21 protein-coding genes are annotated in these 23113 nt (G+C 70.5%); 12 read left to right on the top strand and 9 right to left on the bottom strand.

The genetic code is table 11. The annotated features are described in order from the left end of the window. Positions 1-498: 498 nt before the first annotated feature. Positions 499-714 carry a DUF4177 domain-containing protein gene (locus tag JHN45_RS26075; RefSeq protein ID WP_019056094.1) on the bottom strand — a complete coding sequence of 72 codons (216 nt, stop codon included), beginning with the start codon at positions 712-714 and terminating at the stop codon, positions 499-501. Positions 715-982: 268 nt separating this feature from the next. Here JHN45_RS26075 and JHN45_RS26070 point away from each other — a divergent pair, with 268 nt between their 5' ends. Together JHN45_RS26070 and JHN45_RS26065 are read left to right on the top strand one after the other, a co-directional pair. Next, a complete protein-coding gene (locus tag JHN45_RS26070) occupies positions 983-1648 on the top strand; it encodes a DUF6629 family protein (protein ID WP_201050854.1) in 666 nt (221 codons plus the stop codon). 89 nt (positions 1649-1737) lie between these two features. After that, a complete protein-coding gene (locus tag JHN45_RS26065) occupies positions 1738-2004 on the top strand; it encodes a hypothetical protein (RefSeq protein WP_200710744.1) in 267 nt (88 codons plus the stop codon). Positions 2005-2015: 11 nt separating this feature from the next. Here the strand turns inward: JHN45_RS26065 and JHN45_RS26060 are convergent, their stop codons facing one another. Then, positions 2016-3485, bottom strand: a complete 1470-nt coding sequence (locus tag JHN45_RS26060) for an L-fucose/L-arabinose isomerase family protein (RefSeq protein WP_201050853.1) — start codon at positions 3483-3485, stop codon at positions 2016-2018. 32 nt (positions 3486-3517) lie between these two features. Next, positions 3518-4810 carry an MFS transporter gene (locus tag JHN45_RS26055; RefSeq protein ID WP_201050852.1) on the bottom strand — a complete coding sequence of 431 codons (1293 nt, stop codon included), beginning with the start codon at positions 4808-4810 and terminating at the stop codon, positions 3518-3520. 219 nt (positions 4811-5029) lie between these two features. On the opposite strand from JHN45_RS26055, the gene JHN45_RS26050 reads away from it, so the two are divergent. Next, a complete protein-coding gene (locus JHN45_RS26050; RefSeq protein ID WP_201050851.1) occupies positions 5030-8983 on the top strand; it encodes a glycosyl hydrolase in 3954 nt (1317 codons plus the stop codon). Here JHN45_RS26050 and JHN45_RS26045 read toward each other — a convergent pair. After that, on the bottom strand, positions 8966-9991 hold the full coding sequence (locus JHN45_RS26045) for a LacI family DNA-binding transcriptional regulator (protein WP_200710740.1): 1026 nt from the start codon (positions 9989-9991) through the stop codon (positions 8966-8968). The two genes, JHN45_RS26050 and JHN45_RS26045, sit on opposite strands and share 18 nt — an antisense overlap. A 147-nt stretch (positions 9992-10138) precedes the next feature. Between JHN45_RS26045 and JHN45_RS26040 the strand changes: the two genes are divergently transcribed. Further along, on the top strand, positions 10139-10825 hold the full coding sequence (locus JHN45_RS26040; RefSeq protein WP_201050850.1) for a TetR/AcrR family transcriptional regulator: 687 nt from the start codon (positions 10139-10141) through the stop codon (positions 10823-10825). Between the two features lie 37 nt (positions 10826-10862). Here JHN45_RS26040 and JHN45_RS26035 read toward each other — a convergent pair whose 3' ends face one another. Both JHN45_RS26035 and JHN45_RS26030 read right to left on the bottom strand, forming a co-directional pair. Next, positions 10863-12656: a CocE/NonD family hydrolase gene (locus JHN45_RS26035; protein WP_201050849.1), complete on the bottom strand. Its 1794-nt coding sequence runs from the start codon at positions 12654-12656 to the stop codon at positions 10863-10865. Positions 12657-12698: 42 nt separating this feature from the next. Further along, the gene (locus JHN45_RS26030; RefSeq protein ID WP_200710737.1) at positions 12699-13430 is read right to left on the bottom strand and encodes a GPR1/FUN34/YaaH family transporter; all 732 of its coding nucleotides are present in this window, start codon (positions 13428-13430) and stop codon (positions 12699-12701) included. Positions 13431-13824: 394 nt separating this feature from the next. On the opposite strand from JHN45_RS26030, the gene JHN45_RS26025 reads away from it, so the two are divergent. Next, positions 13825-14421 carry an Imm21 family immunity protein gene (locus tag JHN45_RS26025; RefSeq protein WP_201050848.1) on the top strand — a complete coding sequence of 199 codons (597 nt, stop codon included), beginning with the start codon at positions 13825-13827 and terminating at the stop codon, positions 14419-14421. A 35-nt stretch (positions 14422-14456) separates the two neighbouring features. On the opposite strand, the gene JHN45_RS26020 is transcribed toward JHN45_RS26025, so the two are convergent. After that, the gene (locus JHN45_RS26020; RefSeq protein WP_201050847.1) at positions 14457-15074 is read right to left on the bottom strand and encodes a PadR family transcriptional regulator; all 618 of its coding nucleotides are present in this window, start codon (positions 15072-15074) and stop codon (positions 14457-14459) included. Between the two features lie 273 nt (positions 15075-15347). On the opposite strand from JHN45_RS26020, the gene JHN45_RS26015 reads away from it, so the two are divergent. The 3 genes from JHN45_RS26015 to JHN45_RS26005 all read left to right on the top strand — a co-directional run bounded on the left by JHN45_RS26015 (position 15348) and on the right by JHN45_RS26005 (position 18047). Then, positions 15348-15905, top strand: coding sequence for a hypothetical protein (locus JHN45_RS26015; RefSeq protein WP_236584102.1), 558 nt, complete (start codon positions 15348-15350; stop codon positions 15903-15905). A 23-nt stretch (positions 15906-15928) separates the two neighbouring features. Continuing rightward, positions 15929-17290 (top strand): carotenoid oxygenase family protein, encoded by a 1362-nt coding sequence (locus tag JHN45_RS26010; protein ID WP_201050846.1) that lies wholly within the window; start codon positions 15929-15931, stop codon positions 17288-17290. Between the two features lie 100 nt (positions 17291-17390). Continuing rightward, entirely contained in the window at positions 17391-18047 is a 657-nt protein-coding gene (locus JHN45_RS26005) for an RNA polymerase sigma factor (RefSeq protein ID WP_200710733.1), read from the top strand. 207 nt (positions 18048-18254) lie between these two features. Here the strand turns inward: JHN45_RS26005 and JHN45_RS26000 are convergent, their stop codons facing one another. Then, on the bottom strand, positions 18255-19109 hold the full coding sequence (locus JHN45_RS26000) for a chitosanase (RefSeq protein ID WP_201050845.1): 855 nt from the start codon (positions 19107-19109) through the stop codon (positions 18255-18257). 290 nt (positions 19110-19399) lie between these two features. On the opposite strand from JHN45_RS26000, the gene JHN45_RS25995 reads away from it, so the two are divergent. From JHN45_RS25995 to JHN45_RS25985, 3 genes are all read left to right on the top strand, one after another. Continuing rightward, on the top strand, positions 19400-19534 hold the full coding sequence (locus tag JHN45_RS25995) for a hypothetical protein (protein WP_307783201.1): 135 nt from the start codon (positions 19400-19402) through the stop codon (positions 19532-19534). Between the two features lie 103 nt (positions 19535-19637). Then, positions 19638-20678: a LacI family DNA-binding transcriptional regulator gene (locus JHN45_RS25990; RefSeq protein ID WP_201050844.1), complete on the top strand. Its 1041-nt coding sequence runs from the start codon at positions 19638-19640 to the stop codon at positions 20676-20678. Positions 20679-20689: 11 nt separating this feature from the next. Beyond that, positions 20690-21127 (top strand): NUDIX domain-containing protein, encoded by a 438-nt coding sequence (locus tag JHN45_RS25985; protein WP_200710730.1) that lies wholly within the window; start codon positions 20690-20692, stop codon positions 21125-21127. 28 nt (positions 21128-21155) lie between these two features. Here JHN45_RS25985 and JHN45_RS25980 read toward each other — a convergent pair whose 3' ends face one another. Further along, complete coding sequence (locus JHN45_RS25980) at positions 21156-22193, bottom strand: medium chain dehydrogenase/reductase family protein (protein ID WP_201050843.1); 1038 nt, start codon at positions 22191-22193, stop codon at positions 21156-21158. A gap of 151 nt (positions 22194-22344) precedes the next feature. On the opposite strand from JHN45_RS25980, the gene JHN45_RS25975 reads away from it, so the two are divergent. Beyond that, positions 22345-23013 (top strand): TetR/AcrR family transcriptional regulator, encoded by a 669-nt coding sequence (locus JHN45_RS25975; protein WP_201050842.1) that lies wholly within the window; start codon positions 22345-22347, stop codon positions 23011-23013. Positions 23014-23113 lie beyond the last annotated feature (100 nt).

Genomic DNA, 23113 nt, shown 5'->3' with positions numbered 1-23113 from the left:
TTCGCCCGCATCCACGGGGACGCGTCACCGTCGCGCCGGGTGGTCATGCCGACGGAGTTGATTCCGCGGGGGTCGGGGGAGATTCCGGGGCCGGGCGGGGTGCTTCCGGTTCCTGGGGGCTGACGGCCTCCGGCCGCCGCTCCGCGTATGAAGTCGGCTGCCGCGCAAGGCTGGTGCGGTGGATCGGGGGCCCGGTACGCCCTCTTCCGCGAGCGGCGCGCATCTGCTGTTCGCCCGGTTCTACGGGGACGCGTCGCCGTCGCGCTGGGTGGTCATGCCGGTCGGCGGAGATCCCGGGGCCCGCCCGGCCGCTTCCGGTTCCTCGGGGCTGACGACTTGCGGCTTCCACCTCGCGCGCGGAGTCGGCCGCCTGCGTGGGGCCATGCCGCGGACGCAGGGCCCGGCACGCCCTTTTCCCACTTGCGGCTGGACGCGCCGAGCCCCGCTCACCGGCACGGATCAGGCGCCGTTCCTGCGCCCCGATCCGCCGGAAAGGCGCTACGCCCGGGGCCGCTCGAAGGTGAGGAGGAGGCCCTCGACCGCGCCGGGGCCTATCCGGCCCTTGACGTCGGCGGCGGTGATCGCCTTCAGGCCCCAGCCGTCCTCGGCGTGCTTGTTCAGGACCTTCTCCAGCTTGTCGCTGTCCAGCGCGTCGCCGATCAGCGACTCCCGGAAGCTGACGACCTTGTACTCGAACGTGTAGGCGTTGCTCATGGCTGCGATGTCCTCCTGTGCGCGCACGGTGTGCGGTGGGCGGGCTCAGCCAATCACGGGAGGACGCTCGCGCGCAGGCCGGGGGTGGTTTCGCGGCCCGGCCGTCAACTGGGCCCAAGAGCAGGTGCGTTGGGCGGGCCGGGGGTCGAAAGGGGCCCTGCGGGTATGTCATCACGGCGCGCTGCGGCCGTCGTGTCACCCGAGAGACGACGGGGCGGAGACGTAGCGTGACGGCGCAGACGGATGCGGACCGACCCGTGGGGGAGCGATGTGCTGGAGTGCGAAGGCCGATCTCGTCGCGGGCGCGGGCGTTCTCGCCGTAGGGGTGGCCTGTGTGGCCCGGACCCGTCGGCCGGCCGATCTGCCGATGGCCGCGCTGCCGTGGCTGCTCGGTGTCCACCAGATCGTGGAGTCGCGGGTGTGGGCCGCCGGGGGAGGCACCGGTGCCGCCACGCTCACCTGGGCCGTCATCGCCCTGCCGCTGCTGGCCGTATGGGTTCCGGCGGGGGTGTGGTGCGCCGCGCCACCGCAGGCCCGGCCCCGGGTCGCCGTGCTGCTGGCGATCGGGGTGGCCACGGCCGCGGTACTCGCCTACGCCCTCGTCGCGCATCCGGTGACGTCCGAGATCCGCGGCCACACCGTCGGGTACGTCGTCGATGTTCCGTACTCCCCCCTGGTCATCGCCGGTTACCTCGTGGCGACGGTCGGCTCGCTGCTCCTGTCCGGTGACCGCGGGCTGCTGGTGCTGGGGATCCTGGTCACGGTCGGCGCGCTCGTCTGCTGGACGCTGTGGGAGCTGGAGTTCGTCTCGACCTGGTGCGCGGTCGCCGCGGTGTCCTCGGTGGTCCTCTTCTTCTGGGTGCGCGGCCGGAACGGGGAGCCGGGGAAGCGCCCGTACGCCGGTGTGGCGGGCGGCCGGTCCGCGCGACCGTGACGAGGTCGGGCGGCGAGTTCAGCGGGGTCCAAAGCGCCCTGCGTACAACTTCGTTGATGTCGGGCGGTGGTGTCGGGTTGGATGGCGCCATGGAACGCGTTGACGTAGAGCTGTTCACTGACGGCGGGAACGACGCCGTGGTCCGTCTGCCCGGGCGCCGGTTTCCCGGTGTGCTCATCCAGGGCGACTCCCTGCACATACTCCGCAGCGATGTGGCCGAGGTGGTGGATGCCTGCGAGCGCGGCGACCTCGCCGAGGCGGAGGAGTCCGCCGGGCTGCTGCTGGCCGGCCTCGACGCTCTCCTCAACCGCTACTCCGTGGCGCTGGCGAACCACAGCATCCAGGCGCCCTACTGACCCGACCGCGCTCACACCTCCCGGTGCTCGATGCCCAGCAGGCTCGCGGCGGCGCGGAAGTCGGCGGAGTGATGGCCGAGCGCGAGGGACCAGTGGTGGCCGACGCCCGTGGCGCTCCACGCGTCGACCCACTCGCCGGGATCGCGGCCGAAGTCGACCCGGCTGGTGGTGTTGCCGATCGCGAGCAGTGGTCCGGATACGACACTGCCCTCGGACGTGATGAACGACAGGCTGCCGTCGGCGTCCTGGCCCACGCCGAGCAGGGTTACGGGACCGTGCTGGACGTCGAACTCCACGCTGACGCCCCAGCCGCGCTTGCCGTGATAGACGCCCAGGCCGCGCAGCAGCGGGTCGCGGGCGCTGACCGCGAGGTGCGCGGGCCCGTCGTGCCCCATCTCCACCACCCCGTCCTCGAAGTCGAGGGCCTGGATCTCGGTGAAGGAACCCCCGGCGCCGATGCTCTGCGTCGCCAACTGGGCCAGGCTGGTGCGCAGTTCGTACTCACCGGCGGCCGGCACGCCCCGGGCGGTGAGCAGGGAGGCGCCCAGGATCATGCCGGCGCCGAGCCGTTCGTGGAGTTCGCCGTCGAGGCCGCGGTGGTAGTAGGCGAGGGTGTCGAGGCCGAAGTCCTCGACGAGCCGGTCGAGCGCGACCGACACGGTCGCACCCCACGCGAGATCCTCGTCGACCACGGTGTCGTCCACGGCGAAGATCCGCCGGGCGAGAGCCGTCCGCTCACGGGTCTCGGCCTCGCTCACCCGCTCCACCCGTTGCCGTAGATCGTCGAACTCCAGCACCTCGACGTGCGAGCCGAACGTCGCCGGGAGCAGCGTCAGATCCGTCGACACGTCGAGCATGCCGGGATACAGATGCCCCATCAGGCCGTGCCGGGCGTGCCGGAGCGCGGCCCGGACGTGCGCCGCCCGGACCCACTGCTCGATGCGCCGCCAGGCCGACTCCTGGCGCAGCCAGCCCGACACCGACCGGAAGGGGATGCCGGACCGCCGGAACACGTTGCCGACCTCGGGCACCGGGCACTGTCCGCAGTAGGCGAGCCAGGCGCCCGTGTCGAAGGAGGCGTGGTCCATCCGCTCGGACGGCTGGAGGTCGATGACCAGGACAGGGGTGTGCGAACGCTGGGCGATCGGCAGCACCATCGACGAGGTCAGATATGTCGTCAGGAACAGCACGATCAAGTCGCAGTCCGCGCGCCGCAGTTGCTCCGCCGCTGCCGCTCCCTCCACCGCGTCGGAGATGAAGCCGACGTCGGTCACCTCCGCGTCCATCCGCTGGAAACGCTCGGCTACGTACGCGGACGACTCCCGCAACTGCGGGAGCAGGTCCGGGAATTGGGGCCAGTAGGCGCCCAGACCGCCCGCCACGAGTCCGATCCGGGTGCGGCGGCGGGACACCGGGGGGAGCAACTCACGCAGGACCGCGGCGCGTTCCGCGGTCACGGGCAGAGGGTCGGTGGTTGTCATGCGGGGTGTTCCTTCCGGGTTCCGCTGTGGACTCAGGTCCGGGCCACGCCGAGTCCCTTGACCCGAGCGGCCGTTGCCTCGGGGGAACGCCGGATGAGGGTGTGGATGACGTACACGCCCGCGACGCCCGAGGCCGCCATGCAGAGAGTTATCGACCACAGCAGGACGGAGGCGCTGTAGTCCATCAGGGCGGGCGTGACGAACGCGACGCCCGCGAAGACCCCGCGGGAGAGGGCGTAGGTGAGGCCCTGTGTGGTGCCGCGGGTGTCCGGGGGCAGCGTCAGCTGCGACCACACCTTGTAACTGGCCTCCCCGGCAAAGGGGTTGGAGATCTGGTACAGCACGAAGAAGACGAGCATGCCGACGAGGGCGCCGGCCGTGACGGAGGCGATGCAGAAGGCGACGACCTGCACGACCGTGAACACGTAGAACAGCCGGTCGCGCCAGGGTGTGTCGGCGAGCCGGACGAAGACGAACGTCAGCACCAACGCGATCGGCAGGAACGCCAGGTTGATCCCGGTGGCCAGGCTCTGCGAGGCACCGCTGACCGTCACCAGCAGGTAAGTGCCGAACTGGCCGAAGGTGTTGGCGCCGATGCCCCAGGTGACGTAGTAGACGAAGGTCGCGACCATCGGCAGGAGCGTGGCGCGGTTGCAGATGTTCTTCAGCTCGATGCCGCGCGGCACGGCCTCCGTCCGTGCCTCTTCCTCCGCCGGCTCGTCGGGCAGTTCCAGCCGGGAGCGGAGCTGCCAGGTGACGAGCGCGGCGACGACCAGATGCCCGGTGATGAACCGCGCCCCGGTCAGGCCCGTGTCGGACAGGAGATAGCCGAGGAAGATCACGACGACGATGCCCAGTACCCACATGACCTGGGTGAAGGACACCAGCCGCGCCCGGCCCTCGGGAGGCGCGGCGTCCGAGACCACGGCCAGCGACGTCGGCAGATCGGCACCGGCCGCCAGCCCCGCGACGAGTACGCCGACGAACAGCACGATGTCGTTCGGCGCCAGCGTGATGACGATCGCGCCCACCGCGTAGCAGAGGATGTCCAGGTTGTAGACGCGGCGGCGCCCGAACAGGTCGGCGAGGCGGCCGCCGACGAGGGAGCCGACGGCGATGCAGCCGGTGACGATCGCGCTGATCGCCCCGGCCATCCACACGCCCATGTCGTAACTGTCGCGGTAGATGGCCAGGTTGACGGCGATGCTGACGATGAGCGCGGCGTCCAGGTAGGAGGCCATGCCCGAGAGGGCGGCGACCTTCCACAGGTGCTTCGGGATGGGCTGTTCCGGGCGTTCCTGCGCAGCGGGTAGGAATCGGCTCATGGTGCGGCTCCTCGCGGCTCGGGGGCCGGGGTCGCAGTGAATATAGGGTTCGGAAAACGTTCCAACAAGTCCCCTTGCGCCATTCGACGTGAAGAAGTGTCAGCCTTCTTCCCGCTCCCCGCCACCGGTGCCAACATTGCAGGTGGCAGACGACTGGGTCGACCAAAAACGTTTTTGCTCCATGTGGGTGATCGAGCCGCACTCGGAAGGACCGCCGACGTGATCTCTCCCGCGCTCCAGCAGCTCTTCGACGCCCCGCCCAGGGACTTCGGCCCCACCCCGCTGTGGTGGTGGTCGGGCGCCAAGGTCACCCGCGAGCGGCTCGACTGGCAGCTGCGCAGATTCGCGGACGGCGGCGTCCACAACCTCGTGGTGATCAACCTGGCCCCGGCAGGCCCCAGTTTCGGAGCCCGGACCGACGACCCGCCCTGGTTCGGTGAGGAATGGTGGGACCGCTTCACCGACACCTGCCGCATCGCCCGGGACATCGGCACCCGCCTGTGGTTCTACGACCAGCTCGGCTTCTCCGGCGCCAACGTCCAAGGCACCGTCACCCGAAGGCACTTGGCCGCCACAGGCCGCGCACTGCGCTCCCGCACCGCGACCGTCTCGAACGGCACGGTCGCGCCGCAGGGTGCCGAAACCCTGGTCGCCGCCTACGACTTGACGGACCGTCGGTTGCCCGTGGCCGCCCTCGACTCCGGCGCCTTCCGGATCACGGCCGCGGACGGCACGGACGTCCGGCTCGTCGTCGCCGTCCCCACCGCCTTCGACTACCTCTCCCCGCAGGCCGGGGAACTGCTGCTGAACGCCGTCCACCACGAGTACGACCGCCGGGTCCCCGAGTACCTGGGCAACGTCATCGCGGGCAGCTTCCAGGACGAACTGCCCGCCACGAACTCCTGGAGCCCCCGCTTCCCCGAGGAGTTCCGTGCCCGCCGTGGCTACGACCTGCTCGACCACCTGCCCGCCCTGTTCGGCCCGGCCGACGCCCGCGCGGCGAAGATCCGCGCCGACTACTACGCCGTCCGCGCCGAACTCACCGAAGAGGCGCTCTTCAAGCCCCTCGCGGCCTGGCACGAGGAACGCGGCATGCTCGTCGGCGCCGACCAGAGCAACCCCGCGCGAGCCGGTTTCCCGGCCCAGTCGACACAGCTCTACACCGACTACTTCCGCACCCACCGCTGGTACGGCGCCGTCGGCAGCGACCACCACGGCGACTCCAAGGTCCACTCCTCCATGGCCCATCTCTACGGCCACGAGCGCGTCTGGATCGAGGCGTTCCACTCCTCCGGCTGGGGCGGCACCCTCGCCGACACCTACGACTGGCTCCTGCCGTTCCTGCGCAGCGGCGCCAACCTGTACAACCCGCACGCCAGTTACTTCGGCACCGCGGGCGGCTGGTTCGAATGGGCACCGCCGTCCACGGACTGGCGTCAGCCCTACTGGCAGCAGTACCCGGCGTTCTCCCGCGCCGTCGCCCGGATCTGCTCGATTATGTCCTGGGGCGCCTACAGCGCCGACGTCGCGGTCCTGCACCCCACCGCCACCATGCAGGCCCTCATCCCGCTCGACGCACCCGTCCACCACTTCGGCGACTGCCGCCTCGGCGACGAACACGCCGACGTCGACGAGACCCAGGAGCACTACCTCGGCCTGTGCGGCACGAACAACTGGCTCGGCCCGCGCGTCGGTTCACTGGACCGCCACCGCATCTCCTTCGACGTCATCGACGACGCCTCCGTGCAGCGCGCCACGGCCACCGAAGGGGCCCTGCGCGTAGGGGACTTGGCGTACCGCGCCGTACTGCTGCCCTCGGCGAGCGTCCTGGAGGAGGAGACCGCACGCCGACTGTCCCAACTCCTCGACGCGGGCGGCCGGGTGGTCGTCGTGGGCCGTCCGCCCGCCTCGGCCGCCGGACTGGCCGGAGACGACTCCGTCGTGGCGGCTCTGCTGAAGCACCCGCGACTGGAGCGGGCGAGCGACGCCGAGAGCGCAGCGGTGACGGTGGCGGACAACGCCGGACACGCGACCGGCGAGCTGCCCCTGCTCGTCAGGAGAAAGGGAGTTGAGGCAGTCGCCCTGGTGACGGGCGCCTTCCCCGACGCCCGCGCCCTGCCGGGAGACGCCGACCACGAGGCGGACCCCGCCCGTTACGCCCGCCGCTCGACCGTCACCGTGCAAGCCGAGGTCGCCGAGGCCGAGATCTGGAACCCGGCCACCGGCACCCGACAGCGGGCGGACATCACGGTCCACGACGGCCGTTCGACCATCGCGGTACCGCTGGAGGGCGCCCCCGCCGTCCTCGTCGTATGGCGCGAAGGCATCCCGTCGACACCCCGGACGGCCGAACCACCACCGAGGCCGGAGCGGACGACCGACCTCTCGGACGGCTGGGAAGGCAGCCTGGTGCCCACCATGGACAACACCTGGGGCGACCTGGCGCTCCCGGCCGGCACGTCCGTCGAGGCACCACAGATCTGGGCCATGCACTGGACAGAGACGGACGGCCCCGACGCCAACTGGCTGCCCACACGGGCGACTTACGGCAACCGGGTCCGCGTCCTGCCTCCAACCCCCGCCGCCAGGGCACCCGAACCACTCGACGGGCCCGGCGTCGAACAAGTCCTCGCCGACAGGCTCCCCCTCACCCCCTCGGACGAGGACTGGCATGTCTCGCTGTACTCGTCGAGCCGCGGGATCCCGGAGCCGGACGGCCTGCTCGGCAACAAGGGGCTGGTGAACGAGGAGTTCGTGCGCGTCCCCGTGCCCGGGCCCGGGACGGTCGCAAGGATCCGGACGATCGTCGAGACGGACCACCTCGGCCCCGCCGACCTGCACCTGGGCGCCGCGGCCGTCAAACGGGTGTGGTGGAACGGCGAACTCCTCGACACCGCCGCCGGATACCTCACCACCGCACGCGTGACGGTCGCACGGCCCCGCAACGTCCTCGAATACGAACTCGCCGACGCCCAGGACAGGCCACTGCTGATCTCCGGCACCGCGGGCACACCCCTGGGCAGCTACTTCTGCCTGACCCGACCGGACGGATTCGCCCCGCGCCCACAGTTCATGTGCCTGCCCGAGGACGTACGACCGCACGGCGGCGTCACCTATCGAGGCCGTCTGCACGCCTCCGGAGAGGCGGTACTGGTGGTGGGAGCCGCGGTGGGCGTCACCGTGCTGCTCGACGGTGCGGTCGTCGCACGCCAGGAGAAGGCGGAGTACTACGAGTCCGACTGGGGCGCCGTACCGATGTTCTTCCGGCACCAACTCGCCCTGGATGAAGGCGAACACGTACTGGAGGTGGTGGCCGACGCCGTCCACCCGCGCGAGGCGGTGTTCGTCGACTGCGTGGCCCGTGCGGAGTCGGCGGTGAACTCCCTCACCAGCGGGGCCGGTTGGGAGGCCGAGACGGGGGAGTGGCACGGCCGTACCGTCGAACACGACGGTCGGTGGGGCGAGTTGCAGCACTGCCACGCGGCCGTACGACCGCACCCGCTGCAGGAGACCGAGTGGCTGACCGGCGCGCCGGTACTGGGCGCCGCCGTACTGCCCCTGCGGTCCACGGACACCGTCCGCCCCCGCACGCAGCGCTTCCGCTTCACCGTGCCGCCGGGCACCGTAGCGCTGGACCTCCCACTGGAGTTGGCGGCCAGGGTACGGGTCGGTGACCGTGGTGAGAGGCCGCTCGACGGCGAGACGCTGACGTTGGACCAACCGCTGGCGCAGGCAACGGAGTTGGAGATCGTCACCGAGCCCACGGCCGTCCTGCGGGGCGGCTCCGCCTGGCGCGGACCGGTGCGCGTCCGTTGCGTGCCGGCGCGACTGCCGCTGGGGGACTGGCAGTTGCTGGGGTTGGGCGGTTGGAGCGGCGGGGTGACGTACTCGCGAGACGTGGAGATGCCGGACGGGCCTGACCCGGTACTGGACCTCGGGCGGGTGTGCGGCAGTGTGTCGGTCGCTCTCGACGGGGAGTGCGTCGGCGAGGCGTTCTGTCCGCCGTACCGCTTCCAACTCCCGGGCGCCGCAGGGCGGACGGTCCGTCTGGACGTGACGGTCAACAACACCCTCGCCCCCTATCTGGCGGAGGCCACTCCCACCGCCTGGGCCTTCCCGTCCCAGCTCGCGTCGGGGCTGATGGGGCCCGTGACGCTACGAACTCCGGTCTGACAAGGGCCGCGTGGAGTCGCGCAGGACGAGGTCGGGGGCGAACACCCTTGTCTCGTGGGCGTGTTCGGCGCGGGCCTCCACCTCGTCGAGCAGCATCCCCACGGCCGCCCGGCCCAGCTCCTCGACCGGCTGTCGTACCGTCGTCAGGGTCGTCCCCACGAAGCTCGCTATGTCCAGGTCGCCGTAGCCGACCACCTGCACCTCGTCGGGTATGCGCACCCCGCGCTCACCCAGCCCACGGCACAGACCGGCGGCGAGGAAGTCGTTGGTGCAGAAGACGCCGTCGGGCAGTTCTTCGAGGCCGCGGGCGATCTCCAGGCCGTACGCCACCGTCATCTCGTCGGCGACGATCTGGCGCAGCCGTGCCTCGCGCTGGGTGCGGACGGCCTGGCGGGCGCCCTGGTGGCGGTCCGCGCACTGCACGATCCCGCGCTCGCCGTTCACGACGAGGATGTCGCGCGCTCCCCGGTCCAGCAGGTGCTGTACGGCGATCCGGCCGCCGGCGATGTCGTCGACGGAGACGGAACAGCCGTCCTGGGCCGGCAGCGCGCGGTCCGCGAGCACCAGCGGGATGCCGCGTTCGCGCAGCCGGGTGAGGCGGGTGGGATCGGCGCCGAGCGGGACCACCACCGCCCCGACGGCCCGCTGTTCGACCAGCATTGTGAAGTAGCCCTGCTCGCGCTCGGGATCGTCTCCGCTGTCGCAGAGCACGAGCGCGTAGCCGTGGTCGTAGGCCGCGTCGGCCGCGCCACGTGCGATGCGCGAGTAGAAGGAGTTGGCCACGTCGGGCAGTACCAGGCCGATCGAGGACGAGTGTCCGGTGCGCAGGCCCGCGGCTCCCGGGTGCGGTACGTAGTCGAGGGCGGCGACGGCGTCACGGACCCGCTCGGCGGTGCGGGCGTTGACCCGCTCCGGCCGGTTCAGGACGTTCGACACCGTGGACACCGAGACTCCCGCGGCGGCCGCGACATCCTGGATTCGGGCGGGGCGAACCTGGATGACGTCCACCCCCCTCGCTCTGACAGCCGCGCGACCAGGCACGACACGGTCCTCATGGGCGCGGAAAGTCTACCTCGGGGGGTGTTGGAACGTTTTCCGCGGGGTGCGGACACCGAACGCGAACCCGGCCGTGATCAACGGGGCTAGCATGGCGGCATGGCTGAGGGTGTTGGGGCTGATGGTCCTGTGGAGGGCGACCGCCCGCTGAGGCGCGATGCCGCCCTCAACCGGGAGAAGATCCTGCGTGCCGCGCGGGAGGTCTTCGGCCAGCACGGGCTGGGGGTCACGCTCGACGACGTGGCCCGGCACGCCGGCGTGGGGGTCGGCACCGTGTACCGGCGCTTCCCCGACAAGGACACCCTCGTACGGGCCCTGTTCAAGCAGGACCTGGAGATCCGGCAGCAGTCCGCCGAGCGGGCGCTCGCGCATCCGGACCCGTGGCAGGGGTTCGTCGACTTCCTCACCGAGATGGGGGCCGATCTCGCCGAGAACCGTGGCCTGCACGAAGTGATCATGTTGGGGAGCCACAGTTCCGAGCCGTTGGAGACCGCGCGGGGCGGCATGCTCCCCTTTCTGGAGGCCTTGATCCGGCGGGCCCAGGAGAGCGGGGACCTGCGCCCGGAGATCAGTCCTTCCGACATTCCCGTCATGGTGGAGATGCTGAGCGCCGCCAGCCAGTTCACCCAGGGCAGGCGGCCCGACATCTGGCGGCGCTGCATCGAGATCCTGCTGAACGGCGTCCGGCAGCGTCCCGACAACCTTCCCCTGACGACACCGAGCCTGGGCAACGAGACGGTGGAGCAGGTGATGGGGCTGGTCCGGCCGGCCCCGACGGAGGAGTAGCAGGTCTGCCGTACGAGCAGACCTGCCGTCCGTGCGGTCAGGAGGACGGTCCCCAGTCCTCGCGGCTGGGAGTGGCCGAACTCGGCGTTGTCAGGGGCAGGTTGACGAACGAGGCGGCCTGCGGGGAGTGTTCGATCGTGTAGACGCCGCCGGTCAGGTTCGCCGACTCCTGCGGGGTCGGGGCGACGGGGAAGTGGAAGTCCGCCGGTGGCTGGCTGTCGATGCTGACCTGGATGCGGTAACCGGCCGGAATCCTGGTGAAGTTGGACAGCAGCGAGATGTCGTACCTGGTCGTCTGTCCCGGGGTCACCGGGCGCTGTGACGCCTGGGTGAAGGGGTGGCTCGGTTTGAGCAGGGTGCCGTTGTCGCCGTACCAGCTCTCCTGGGTGTCCACGGCGCGCTGACTGCCCAGGAGGACTCCGTCGGCCTGCTTGGTCACCGTTCCGTCCGGTGCGACGATGCTCAGCTTGGCGGAGAGTTCGGTCTCCGGTGTCGTCGACCTGGCGTAGAGGGTGACGTCGGTCGGGCCGTTCAGCAGGGCCGCCTTGGTGAGCGGGGCGGTGGTGTAGGTCAGCGTGTTGGACGTGGTCGCAGCACTCCAGGTGAGGGTGTCGCTTCCCTGGTCGGACGGCTTGCCGGTGGTGAGGGAGCCGTCTCCGAGGTAGTAGGTCCGGGCGTCGGAGGACAGCGGCCAGGCGGCGCTGTCGACCCAGCTGTTCGCGCCGTTCTCGAACAGGTGCAAGGGAGTTGAGGTGTCGGCCATGCCCGTGGGCGCGTTCTTGAGCCAGGTCTCGAACCACTCCAGGCGAATGGCCTGCAGCGTCGCTTCGTTGACGTGTTCTCCGTGCGTCCAGGGTCCGACGATCGCCTGGTAGCGGCCGGTGACGGGTTCACCCGAGGCGATCGGATCGGTCAACGGCCGGTGGTGGTAGGCGTTTTGGGCCGCCACGTAGGCGCCCAGGTTGCCGCCGGGGAAGAGGTCGTTCCAGCCGGCCTCGGACAGCGCCGGAATGTTGTTGGCCACGATGCGCGGCATGAGCTTCTGTACGTCGAGGGCCTGCCAGTACGCGTCGTCGTACGAGCGTGAACCGCCCGAGGCCTGTTGGGCGACGGTCACCGACTGCGGGTCGGTGGCGGGGTCGTCCTCGGGGCCGCGCGGCTCGGCCTGGGCGATGCCGGCCACAAAGGGGGTGGGGATACCGCCGTTGGCGGTGAGGTCGTTGTAGAAGTCCGAGTCGGTGCAGAACGGTGTGATCGCCTTGAGTGCGGAGTGCTTGCCCACGGCCGCAGCGGTGAACCACTGGTTCACCCCGAGATAGGAGCAACCGTCAAGCCCCACCTTGCCGTTGGACCCCGACAGCGTATGGGCCGCCCAGTCGACGAGGTCGGCTCCGTCCTTGCCCTGCCGGTCGCCGAACCAGTCGAGCTGCCCGCCGGAGGCGCCCGTGCCGCGCACCGCGGAGGCCACGTAGATGTAGCCCCGCTGCACGAAGTAGGTGCCGCTGTCCGTGGGGTCGGAGCGCTGAGTGCCGTAGGGGTTCTGGGTGAGGAGTACGGGGAACGGGCCCGACGCGCGGGCGCCCGTGCCCGGGTCGGTCGGATAGACGACCTCGACGGCGATCTTCACACCGTCGTCCATGGTGACCGTGGTGTGGACGGGCGCGCTCGCCGCGTAGGTGGCGGCGGGCGGCTGCCAGGCGGTCGCGTGCCTGGGGAGTGCGGTGGCCGTCGTCTGCCCGGCCGCGACCAGGAGGAGCACCGCGGCGGTGCTGCCGAGCGCGGAGTATCCGTGCGGCGACTTCAGCCGGTCTCTTGCCTTGGACTTCTTCATGCGGCTCCTTGAGGTGGGGGAAGGGTCCCTGTCACGTCCTCGTCACGCGGTCTGCGGGACGGCCTGCCGGCCGCGGTTCAGGGCGAAGAGCGGGAACACGACGCGGCCGCGCACCTCGTTGGTGAGTTCGGCCAGCACCAGATAGAAGGCGACGGCGGCCAGGGCGATCTCGACGTAACCGGCGGTGTGCAGCACCGAATCGCTCGGGACGCCCGCACTCGAAGCCCCCAGGTAGGCGATCACCAGCAGCACGATCGTCAGCGTCAGCAGGGCGAAGGCGGTCACGGTCACCGCGTTGGTGCCCAGACTCGCGACGGCGAAGACCAGCGTGACGACCAGCCAGGCGAGCAGGAACAGCCCCAGCGACTGCATCACCGCGTGACCGCCCTGAGCCGCCGCGGCCTCCGCCGTCGCCCCATGGGCTTTCGCCGCGGCTGCCGCGTTGCCCGCGATGTGCGGTGCCGCCCAGAACTCGATGACGGTGTAGCCGAGCCAGAACGCCCCGTACGCCGTCAGGAAGGAGGCCGCGAACGTCGCCCCGGCCGCCAACGCGAAGAAACCGGCGACGAGTTGGACGATGCCGCCGTAGAAGAAGGTCCCCGCCAGCACGATCGTGCCGTCGGCCGCGTCGATGACGCCGGCGGTGTGCAGGCCCAGGATCAGCGAGCACCACGCGAACCCGGCCGCTCCCACGGCTGTCGCGTGGCCGATGTGGGAGGTGGTGCCGGTGGGCACCGGCGGGCTCTGGGCATCGTGAAGCGACACTTCAGTCATGGTGATCACCCTTCTGGAATGCCGACAGCCGGGGCGTCCGACCCGGGCCGTCAACCGAATGGTCGGTAGTTTGGGAAGGGCCGATTGAGGCTGTCAAGGGATCGAACCGAAGTGGAAAACGCACCTTGGGCGGCCTCGGCGTCGGTGATTCGCAACGGGGACGTCGTCCTGCCGTCGGCATCGTCCCAGGTGGGAAGAGGTTTCCGCCTTCGTCTCGGAGAGGCGGGGCGCGGGGCTTCCGGGGTCGAAGAAAGTGGAGATATATTCTCCGAAACGAGGAGGGTCGGTGTCCTCGTTGGGCGTCCGGGGGAGGAGGCGGCGGGAATGTTCGCACCGGGTGGCTGGGCCGCGCCTTCCCGAGGGCGTTGTCAGTGGGTGCGGGCACACTGGCGGCATGGACTCGATCTCGCCCGCCGCCACCGATGTGTCACCCACCTCCCCTGTCTGGGTGGAGTCGATGGGCGGACCCCTGATAGCCGTCCCCGTCTCCGCGTTGGCCGATTGGCACGGATGCACGGAGAGCGGTGTCATGGTGGGCGACGGCACCGCTCCGGACGACTACGACCGGGCCTGCGCGGTGGACGATCTAGCCGGTGTGATCTCCGTCGGCGTGAGCGGTGCACAGGCGCTGGTCCTCGCGGACGAACCGGCCACCAGCTGCTATCTGCCGGAGTGCAGGGCATTCCTGCGGTGGCTCGGCGCCTCTTCCGAAACCGGCCTCAAGGCCGCTGCGGAGTCGGTGCTCGCGGACCCCGCCGCCCCGTGGGAGGAGTGCGGCGAGTGGGTGTCGGACGGCCCGGCCGTGCTCATGGACTCCGCCGAAGCGGGTGGCGAGTTGGGGGTCGAGTATCCCGGTGGCGGGTCGCCCGCCCAGGCGCCGGTCCCGCTGCCCGCCGGCCGCTGGAGAGTCCGGGCCGTCCATCTCGATGCGGACGAGGAGAACCGGGTCGGCCTGGTCCAGCTGCTGCCCGCCGGGGAGGCCTCCGTCTGAGGATCCGGGTGCTACGACGTTCCGCCGGGCGACCGCTACCCGCGTGGTGCGTCGGAGGTGTCCGTGGTGCTCGACTCCTGCGCGTCGATCTCCTTGGCGGGAGCGGCTGTTGGACCCCCGTCGGGATCCACGGCGTGCCCCGCGCGTAGCTGCTCGGCGGCCCAGCGGGCCCACTCCTGTTCCAGGACCCGTTGGCGAATGCCGTGCTCCAGGACGAGCCTGCCGCACACGGTCAGCATGTCCTTGTCCCAGTCCTCCGTGTCCCGCAGGGCGACCAGGGTGTCGTGCTCCTTGGCCGAGGCCTCCGCGTGGTCGAGGAGTCGCTGTACCGCCTCGTCGCGCGGCAGGAGCCCCAGGAAGAAGGTCTGCAGGAGCATCGGATTGCGCTGCGGCCTGCTCTCCCGGCTCTCGGTCAGCCAGCGCACCGTCTCCGCGTGCCCTTCGGGGGTGAGCGAGTACTGCTTGCGCCCCCGGGGGCCCTCCTCCGTCACCTTGATCAGGCCCGTCGCGTCCAGCTTCGTCAACTCGCCGTAGATCTGGCTCTGTTTGGCGGGCCAGACGTAGCCGAGCGAGGTGTCGAACATCTTCAGCAGGTCGTAGCCGCTGCCGGGGCGGAAGACGAGGAGGCCCAGGAGGGCGTTGCGGAGGCTCATGCCGACAACCCTAACCCGTGTCACTCCAATAGTGACAGGTCGAAAACTACCCCTGCGGATTCTGTGCGCCGGACGGGGAGGTCGTGTGGAGGTCGGGCGCGGTCGTCAACGTTCGCGCAGGTAGGGCCAGTTGGTGTGCGCCGGGACCGTGCGTCGGTGGACTTTCGTTCAATATTCCGACCTTGACATGTTGTTTGCGGAGCATCTAGCTTCCACCTGTCAAAGTTGGAATGTCGAACTGCGAAGGATTACATCGTGGGCATCATGGCCTATATGCGTGGGTTCTACCCATGGATCGTGGCGGGCTTCGTCTCCGCCGCCGACTGGCGCTGGGGCGCGGTGGCCGGCTGCGTCGTCGGCCTCCTGCTGCTTCTGCAGGACCGGCGCAGGGGAGTGGCGCTGGACGCGATGGTCCTGGAGATCAGCACGATCATCTACTTCGTCATCATCGGAGCGATCGCCTTCAGCTCGCCCGACTCGTCCGTCCAGGACCACAGCGACGTCATTTCCTTCGTCTGGCTCGCCGGTACGGCCTGGGGCAGCATGCTCCTCCGCAGCCCCTTCACGCTCGGGATCGCCCGTCGGCAGACGCCCGAGGAGTACTGGAACACCCCGGGATTCCTCTCCGTCAACAACGCCATCACGGCCGCCTGGGGAGCCGGGTTCACGTTCATCGCCGTCGTACTGGCCATCAGCAACGCGACCGACGCGCCCGCCTGGGTCGGTATCACCGCCCATGTCGTCGGCCTGGTCGCCCCCGCGGTCTTCACCTCGATCTATCCGAAGCGGGTCCAGGCGCGCCTCGAAGCCCTGCTCGCAGCGGGCGCCTGACCGTCACCCGAAGGAAATTCCCTGTGAGTACAGACAACACCCCTCCGCACCTCGCCGGAAACTTCGCCCCGGTCCCCGACGAGATCACGGTCACCGAGCTGGAGGTGACCGGAGCCTTCCCGCCGGAACTCACCGGCTGGTATCTGCGCAACGGCCCCAACCCGCACGAGGCGGCCTCCGCCCACTGGTTCACCGGCGACGGGATGGTGCACGGAGTCCGCCTCGACGGCGGCCGGGCGACCTCGTACCGCAACCGCTGGGTCCGCACGTCCACCCTCGCCACGGGCGCCCAGGTCTACGGCCGCGACGGCGGGATGAACCTCGCCGCGGGCGTCGCCAACACCCACGTCGTACGGCACGCGGGCCGCACCCTCGCCCTCGTCGAGACGTCCTTCCCGCAGGAGTTGAGCTGCGAGGCCGGGCGCGAACTCGACACGGTCGGGCCCTACGACTTCGACGGCCGCCTGCGCACGCCGATGACCGCCCACCCCAAGACCTGCCCGGTCACCGGTGAACTCCACTTCTACGGGTACGGAGGACTCTCGGCGCCCTACCTGACCTACCACCGCGCCGACGCCGGCGGCGAGTTGACCGTCAGCCGGCCGATCGACGTACCGGCGCACACGATGATGCACGACTTCTACCTGACCAGGAACCATGTCGTCTTCATGGACCTGCCCGCCGTGTTCAGCATCGAGCGGGCCATGGATCCGAACGGAGGCATGCCGTACGTCTGGTCCGACGCCTATGGAGCCAGGCTCGGCGTGCTGCGCCGGGACGACCCGCACGGCGACATCCGCTGGTTCGACATCGACCCGTGTTACGTCTTCCACACTCTCAACTCCTATGAGGAGAACGACGGTCGGCGTCTCGTCCTGCTGGGCATGCGCTACCCGTCGCTGCGGGACGGCGTCACCGTGGCGACGGCCGCCCACCTGTGGCGGTGGACCATCGACCTCGTCACCGGCGTGGTCGCGGAGGAGCAACTCGACGATCACCCGGGCGAGTTCCCCCGCATCGACGACCGACTCGCGGGCCTCCCCGCGGAGTTCGGCCACGCCACCGCGGCTCCCGTCCCGGAGCTTCCGCAGTACGACCCGGACGAGTCGCGTGCCGCGATCCACCGGTACGACCTCCGCAAGTCGAGCGTCGCCAGCCACTACTTCGCTCCGGGACGCTTCCCGGGCGAGGCGGCCTTCGCCCCCGCCGACGAGCAACCCGGCGGCCCGGGCTGGCTCATGACGTACGTCTACGACGCCTCGACCGACCGGAGCGACCTCGTGATCCTCGACGCGGACAACCTCACGCGGGAGCCGGTGGCCACCATCCACCTGCCGCGACGGGTACCCGCCGGATTCCACGGTAGTTGGCTGGCGGACGCCTGACCCGCATGAACGGTGAGCCGTCCTCCGGGCCCCGTACCCGGAGGACGGCTCCCGCCGAAGGGCGGCGAAGAGCCGGACGGATGCCGAAAGGGATCGGGTGATGGGGGAGGCCGACGAAGGAGCGCGCCGGGAGGACGTTTTGCTGACGCGTGCCGCCCAGTCCGGTGAAGTCGCCGCGCTGGGACTGCTGTTGGAGCGGCACCGGGGCGGGATGCGCGCGGTGGCCCTGAGCATTCTGGGACCGGGCGCCGACGCCGACGACGTGTTGCAGGACGCGGCGCTGACGGCGCTGCTGCGGATCGGCGACGTCCGTGATCCGGAGGCCGTGGGGGCATGGCTGCGGATGATCGTGCGCAACGCCAGCCGATTGGTGCTGCGCGAGGCGGGCCTGGTCCGGCCGGTGAGTGAACTCCCGCTGGAGGCCGTGCAGTTGGGCCCGGAACAGTGGCTTGAGCGGAACGCGCTGCGGGACTGGGTCTGGGAGGCCCTGGCGGAACTCTCCCCGGCGCTGCGGATGCCCCTGCTGCTCCGCTACTTCGCCGCCGAGGTCACCCCGTACGAGCGGATCGCGGTCGCCTGCGGGATTCCGGTCGGCACCGTGCGCAGCCGGCTGAGCCGTGGCCGTGCCAGGATGGCGACCGCCCTCGCCGCCACGGCGGACACCCCGCACGGCCCCGCCGAACAGCGGATCCGCGCGGGACGCTCCGAGGCCCACGAGCTTCTCGCCGCCGCCGACAGATGTACGGCTCCCGCCTGAACTCCTCTCCCAACTCCTTGAAGCAATGGCCCTCTTCGATGTCCGGGACCGGCGCGGGATGCGTCGGTTTCCACCGGCGGCGACCGTGCCACGGCGCCGGGACCCATCACCTCGGGGTCCCGGCGCCGCGTCGTCTCGTCCCGTCCGGCCGTGATCCGTCAGCCCGTCCCGAACGGCCTCGGCCGTTCAACGTGCAGACAGGACGGGTCAGTTGATGTGGTAGCTGTCGCCGTAGACCTTCCAGGACAGCGGCGTGTTGAGGTCGAAGTTGCCGTTGCGGAGGAAGACGCGCTGCTCGGTGTCGACGCGGGTGGTGTCGCTGTGGGCCTCCTCCTGCTGCATGGCCCACACACGTGCGTCGAGGAAGGCGTTGAGGTATGTCGTCTCGTTGCCGCCCTGGGCCGGCGGCTTGGCCGAACGCAGGGCGCGGGCGCGGATGTTGCGGAAGCTGGTGGGGTCGTCGCCGTCGCCGTGCATGACGATGGCGTCGTAGTACGTGAACTGGCCCAGGACACGGAGCCCGTCGGTCTTGCCCTGGCTGACGGCCGGGTTGAAGTACACGCGGTCGCGCTCGTCGTTCTGCGCCTGCTGGAACACCGTGTCCTGCGCCGCGGTGCGCCAGTCCTTCGGGAAGTTGGGGTCGAGGCCGGAGTGCGAGTCGGTTCCGTTGACCGAGCGGAGCGCGGGCAGGTACTTGGCGAGGACGTTGCCGGGCTTGCGGGTCGCGTAGAGCTGGACGAGGTCGAGCATGTCGCCGGTGCCGGAGCAGAAACCGATGATCCCGGCGGTGTAGCCGCGGCCGTCGCCTATGTCCTCGATGTACTTGTACTGGGCCTTCCAGTCGAGGGAGGAGTTCTCCGCGCTCGACACCAGCTTCATGGCGATCTCCTTCTTCGCCGGGTCGTCGAGGCCGATCGCCCGGACCGCCGTGGAGGCTGCCGAGGCCTGCGGAGTGCGCAGCAGAGGTACTGCCGTGAGCGACACGCCGAGGAGCGCGAGGAGCGTCCGGCGCGAGGGGCTGGCCGGCTCGGGGGTCGCTGAGGCACGGAACGGTTGGACCACTGGGACTCCAAATGGTGGTGGGGGGTGGGGAGTTGGTCGTGCCGTTGAACTGATAGGAAACTTAACTATCAGAGGTTCGGCGAGGGCGGCACCCACCGGGAGTCAAGTTCGTAGATATGAACGAGAGCCGCATGTCTGTGCGAGGGCGATGCTTGACGGTTTGCCCGCCCTTGTCGCGTCGGCCATGAGGCGGGGGTCGATCACCCGGGGGCGGGACGCGTGCCCCTGGCAGGGGCAGGCTGCGAACGGCCGCTCTGCTCGCGCTGAACACCGGCGGCTTCACCCTCGCCGTGTCGCTGACCGCGCACCTGCCCGGCCTGGCGCAGTCCACCGCCGACCAGTTGGTGAAGGCGACCCACGAGGTGTGCCCGTACTCCAACGCCACCCGCGGCAACGTCGACGTGACCCTCACGGCCACGGTCTAGCAAGGGAGAACGCGTGACAGCAGGCCCCGCGCTCCCTGACAGCGCGAGGTCTGCGGGCGGCGGACGCGGGCTAGGATGCGGCTGCCGAAGATCGGGAGACGCCATGGCACCAGGGACAGGACGCGGCGCGGGAGCCGCACCGCGCAGTGTGGACGTGGCACGCCTCGCGGGCGTGTCGCAGAAGACGGTGTCCCGGGTCATGAACGACGAGCCGTACGTCTCCGCGGACGTACGCCGCCGGGTCCTGGCCGCGGCCGAGGAACTCGGCTACCGCTCGAACAACGCGGCCCGCGCGCTGGCCTCCGGACGCACCCGGTCCATCGGCGTCGTGACGCTCGGAACCGCCCTGTACGGCCCCGCCTCGCTGCTCATGGGCGTCGAGCGAGCCGTACGCGACACCGGATACGCACTCCGTGTGGTCAGCACGATGGAGGGCGAGTCGACGGGCATCGCCGGTGCCGTCGACTCGCTTCTCGACCAGGGCGTGGACGGCATCGTCATCTCCGAGCCGATCGACGAGGAGGACGGCGCAGATCTGTCCGCGCGGGTCGATGTGCCGGTGCTCGTCCTCGGCGCGCCGCCGCCCTTCGTCGCACCCCATGTGGTGACGGCCGGGATCGTCTCCAGCCGGCTGGCGCGGGCCGCCACCGAACACCTGCTGGAGCTGGGCCACACCACGGTCCACCACCTGGCGGGACCCCAGCGCTGGTACTCGGCCCGGGACCGACTCGAAGGCTGGCGGGCGGCGCTCGCCGCAAACGGCCGGGCGGAACCGCCGGTCGTACAGGGCGACTGGTCGGCCGCCTCCGGTTACGCGGCCGGTCGCGCACTGGCCGACGACCCCGGCGTCACCGCGGTGTTCGCCGCCAACGACGACATGGCGATCGGCCTGATCCGCGCCCTGACGGAGGCCGGCCGGCGGGTCCCGGAGGACATCAGCGTGGTCGGCTTCGACGACACCCCGGTCGCCGCCTATGTGACTCCACCGCTGACGACCGTACGACAGCCGTTCGACGCGATGGCACGAACAGGTCTCCAGCTTCTCGTGCACGCCATCGAGAACCCGCAGGCGCCTCCGCTGCCGGTGACCGAACCACCGGTCGAACTCGTCGTCCGGGCTTCGTCGGCGGCCCCGCCGCACTAGGCTCTCCGGACATGAAGGTCCGTCACAAGGCGCGGGTCGTACTGCTCGACCGCGGTCGGCTGGTGTTCCTGAAGCGGGGCTGGCCGGGCGGTGACTCCTACTTCACCACCGTCGGCGGAAGTGTCGAGCCCTCCGACGCGGACCTCGAAGCGGCCCTGCGCCGCGAGGCGTTGGAGGAGATCGGCGCCACGATCGGTCCCGCCACCGAGTTCCTCACCCTGACCGAACCGGGCGATACGACCACCGTCGTGCAGCACTACTTCCTCGCCGACCTGCTCGACATGGACCCGGCCCGCCGGCACGGTCCCGAGCTCGACGACGCCGACACGGGCGACTTTGAACCGGTCCGGGTGGCGCTGAGCCGCCCCGCCGTGGCGGCCCTCAACCTCCAGCCGGCCGAGCTCGCCGACCATGTGCTCCGACATGTCGACGCGTGGGGCGCCGCCTGACGGATGGACGCCGTCGCGGGAGGCCGTACTACGGCGTCAGTACGACCTTGCCGGCGACCGTGCCCGACTCGGCGAGGCGCAGGGCGTCGGAGACGCGGGCGAGCGGCAGCCGGGCCGCGATCCGCGGTGTGACCTCGCCGCGCTCTACGGCAGCGAAGACCTGTGAGAGGTCGGTGCGCAGCTGGGCGCGGAAGCGGTTCTTGTTCAGGGCGCGTCCGGCCCAGACGTTGAAGAAGTAGGCGTGTCGGCCGTTGGGCAGCGCGTTCCACACCCAGACCCGGCCGAGGATCTTGAGCACGGGCAGCTGCTTGGAGCCCTCGTCGTCGCGGGTGGCGGCGCTGCCGTAGGAGACGAGGGTGCCGCCGGGGGCGAGGAGGCGCCAGGAGCGGACGACGCTCTCGGCGCCGACGTGGTCGAAGACCGCGTCCACCCCGCGCGGGGCGAGCTCGCGGACCCGGGCGGCGAGGTCCGGGGTGCGGTAGTCGATGGGCTCGACGCCCTGTTCGCGCAGCGCGTCGTGGTGGCGCGGTGAGGCCGTGCCGATCACGTACACGCCCATCGCGCGGGCGAGTTGGACCAGGACCGTGCCGACGCCGCCGTTGGCGCCGTGCACCAGGATCGTCTGGCCCGCGCGGATGCGGGCCTTGCGGTGCAGCATCTGCCAGGCGGTGATGCCGTTGACCACCACGGTCTCGGCCTCCGCCGAGCCGACCCCGGCCGGCACCGGCACCACGTCGGCCGCGTCGACCAGCACATGGCTGGCCCAGCCGCCGACCTTCACCAGCGCGGCCACCCGGGTGCCGACCAGGCCCGCCTCCACGCCGGTGCCGGCGCACTGGACGGTACCGACCAGGTCGTAGCCGGGGACGAAGGGGAACGGGGGCTGGTCGTAGTACCGGCCGCGGCGCATCTGCTGCTCGGCGAAGGAGACCCCGGTCGCCTCCATCCGGATCACGACCTGGCCGGGGCCCGCGACGGGGACGGCTCCGTGCCGGACCTCCAGGCCCTCGGGCTCGACCTTGCCCGGCAGGACGACCTCGACGAGTGCGTCGGTGGTGTTGTTCATGGCGACCTCCACTTGTGAGCTGCGGCGAGCTATGCGCTTTCGTGTTCGTTATAAGTTCTAACGCACGCTAGAAGGGGTCGTCAAGTGCAATCGTGATACCTTCTAACTGAAGCTTGAGCGTGTAGTCCTGAGGTGTGGAAGGCGGCCGGTCATGGCGGAAACAGGCACGAGGACTCCGCGTGAGCGCTACCGCGACCAGGTGCGTACGGAGATCAAGGACCACGCGCGGCAACAGATCGCCACGGCGGGCGCCTCCGCGCTCTCCCTCAACGCCATCGCCAAGCGGATGGGCATGAGCGGCCCCGCGCTCTACCGGTACTTCGCCAGCCGGGACGACCTGATCACCGAGCTGGTCCGGGACGCGTACCGCAGTCTCGCCGACACCTTCCGCGCGGCCGCCGGGACCGGCACCGACCTGCCCGGACTGGCCCACACCCTGCGCGCATGGGCCCTCGACGACCCTCAGCGGTACTTCCTCGTTTACGGCACCCCCGTCCCCGGCTACCACGCGCCCGACGACATCACCGGCATCGCGTCCGAGATCATGACGACCCTGCTGGACGCCTGCACCGCCGCCGGGCCCGCGGACGGTCCCGCGACACCGTTCGAGACGCATCTCGCGGACCACCGCGACTGGGCGGGCGACCACCCCGCCCCGCCCGCGGCCCTTCACTGGGCCCTGACGTTCTGGACCCGCCTGCACGGCGTCCTCTCCCTGGAACTCGCGGGCCACTTCACCGGCATGGGCTTCGACCCGGCCGAACTCTTCGCGTCCGAACTGGCGGTGCTGGTGGAGCGGCGGGGAGGCGCGATCCGCTGACCCGACCGGCTGGCTCCAGCGACACCGACGGTGTGGCGACGCCGTTGTGAAGATCGGATTGGGGACACTCGCGGTCCGGCGCCGCGCGGGCGGCGGGTTC

Source organism: Streptomyces sp. MBT53 (assembly GCF_016654115.1).
Lineage (GTDB): Bacteria > Actinomycetota > Actinomycetes > Streptomycetales > Streptomycetaceae > Streptomyces.
The sequence above is the reverse complement of the archived record's forward strand: the minus strand, read 5'-3'. Positions and strand labels throughout refer to the sequence as shown.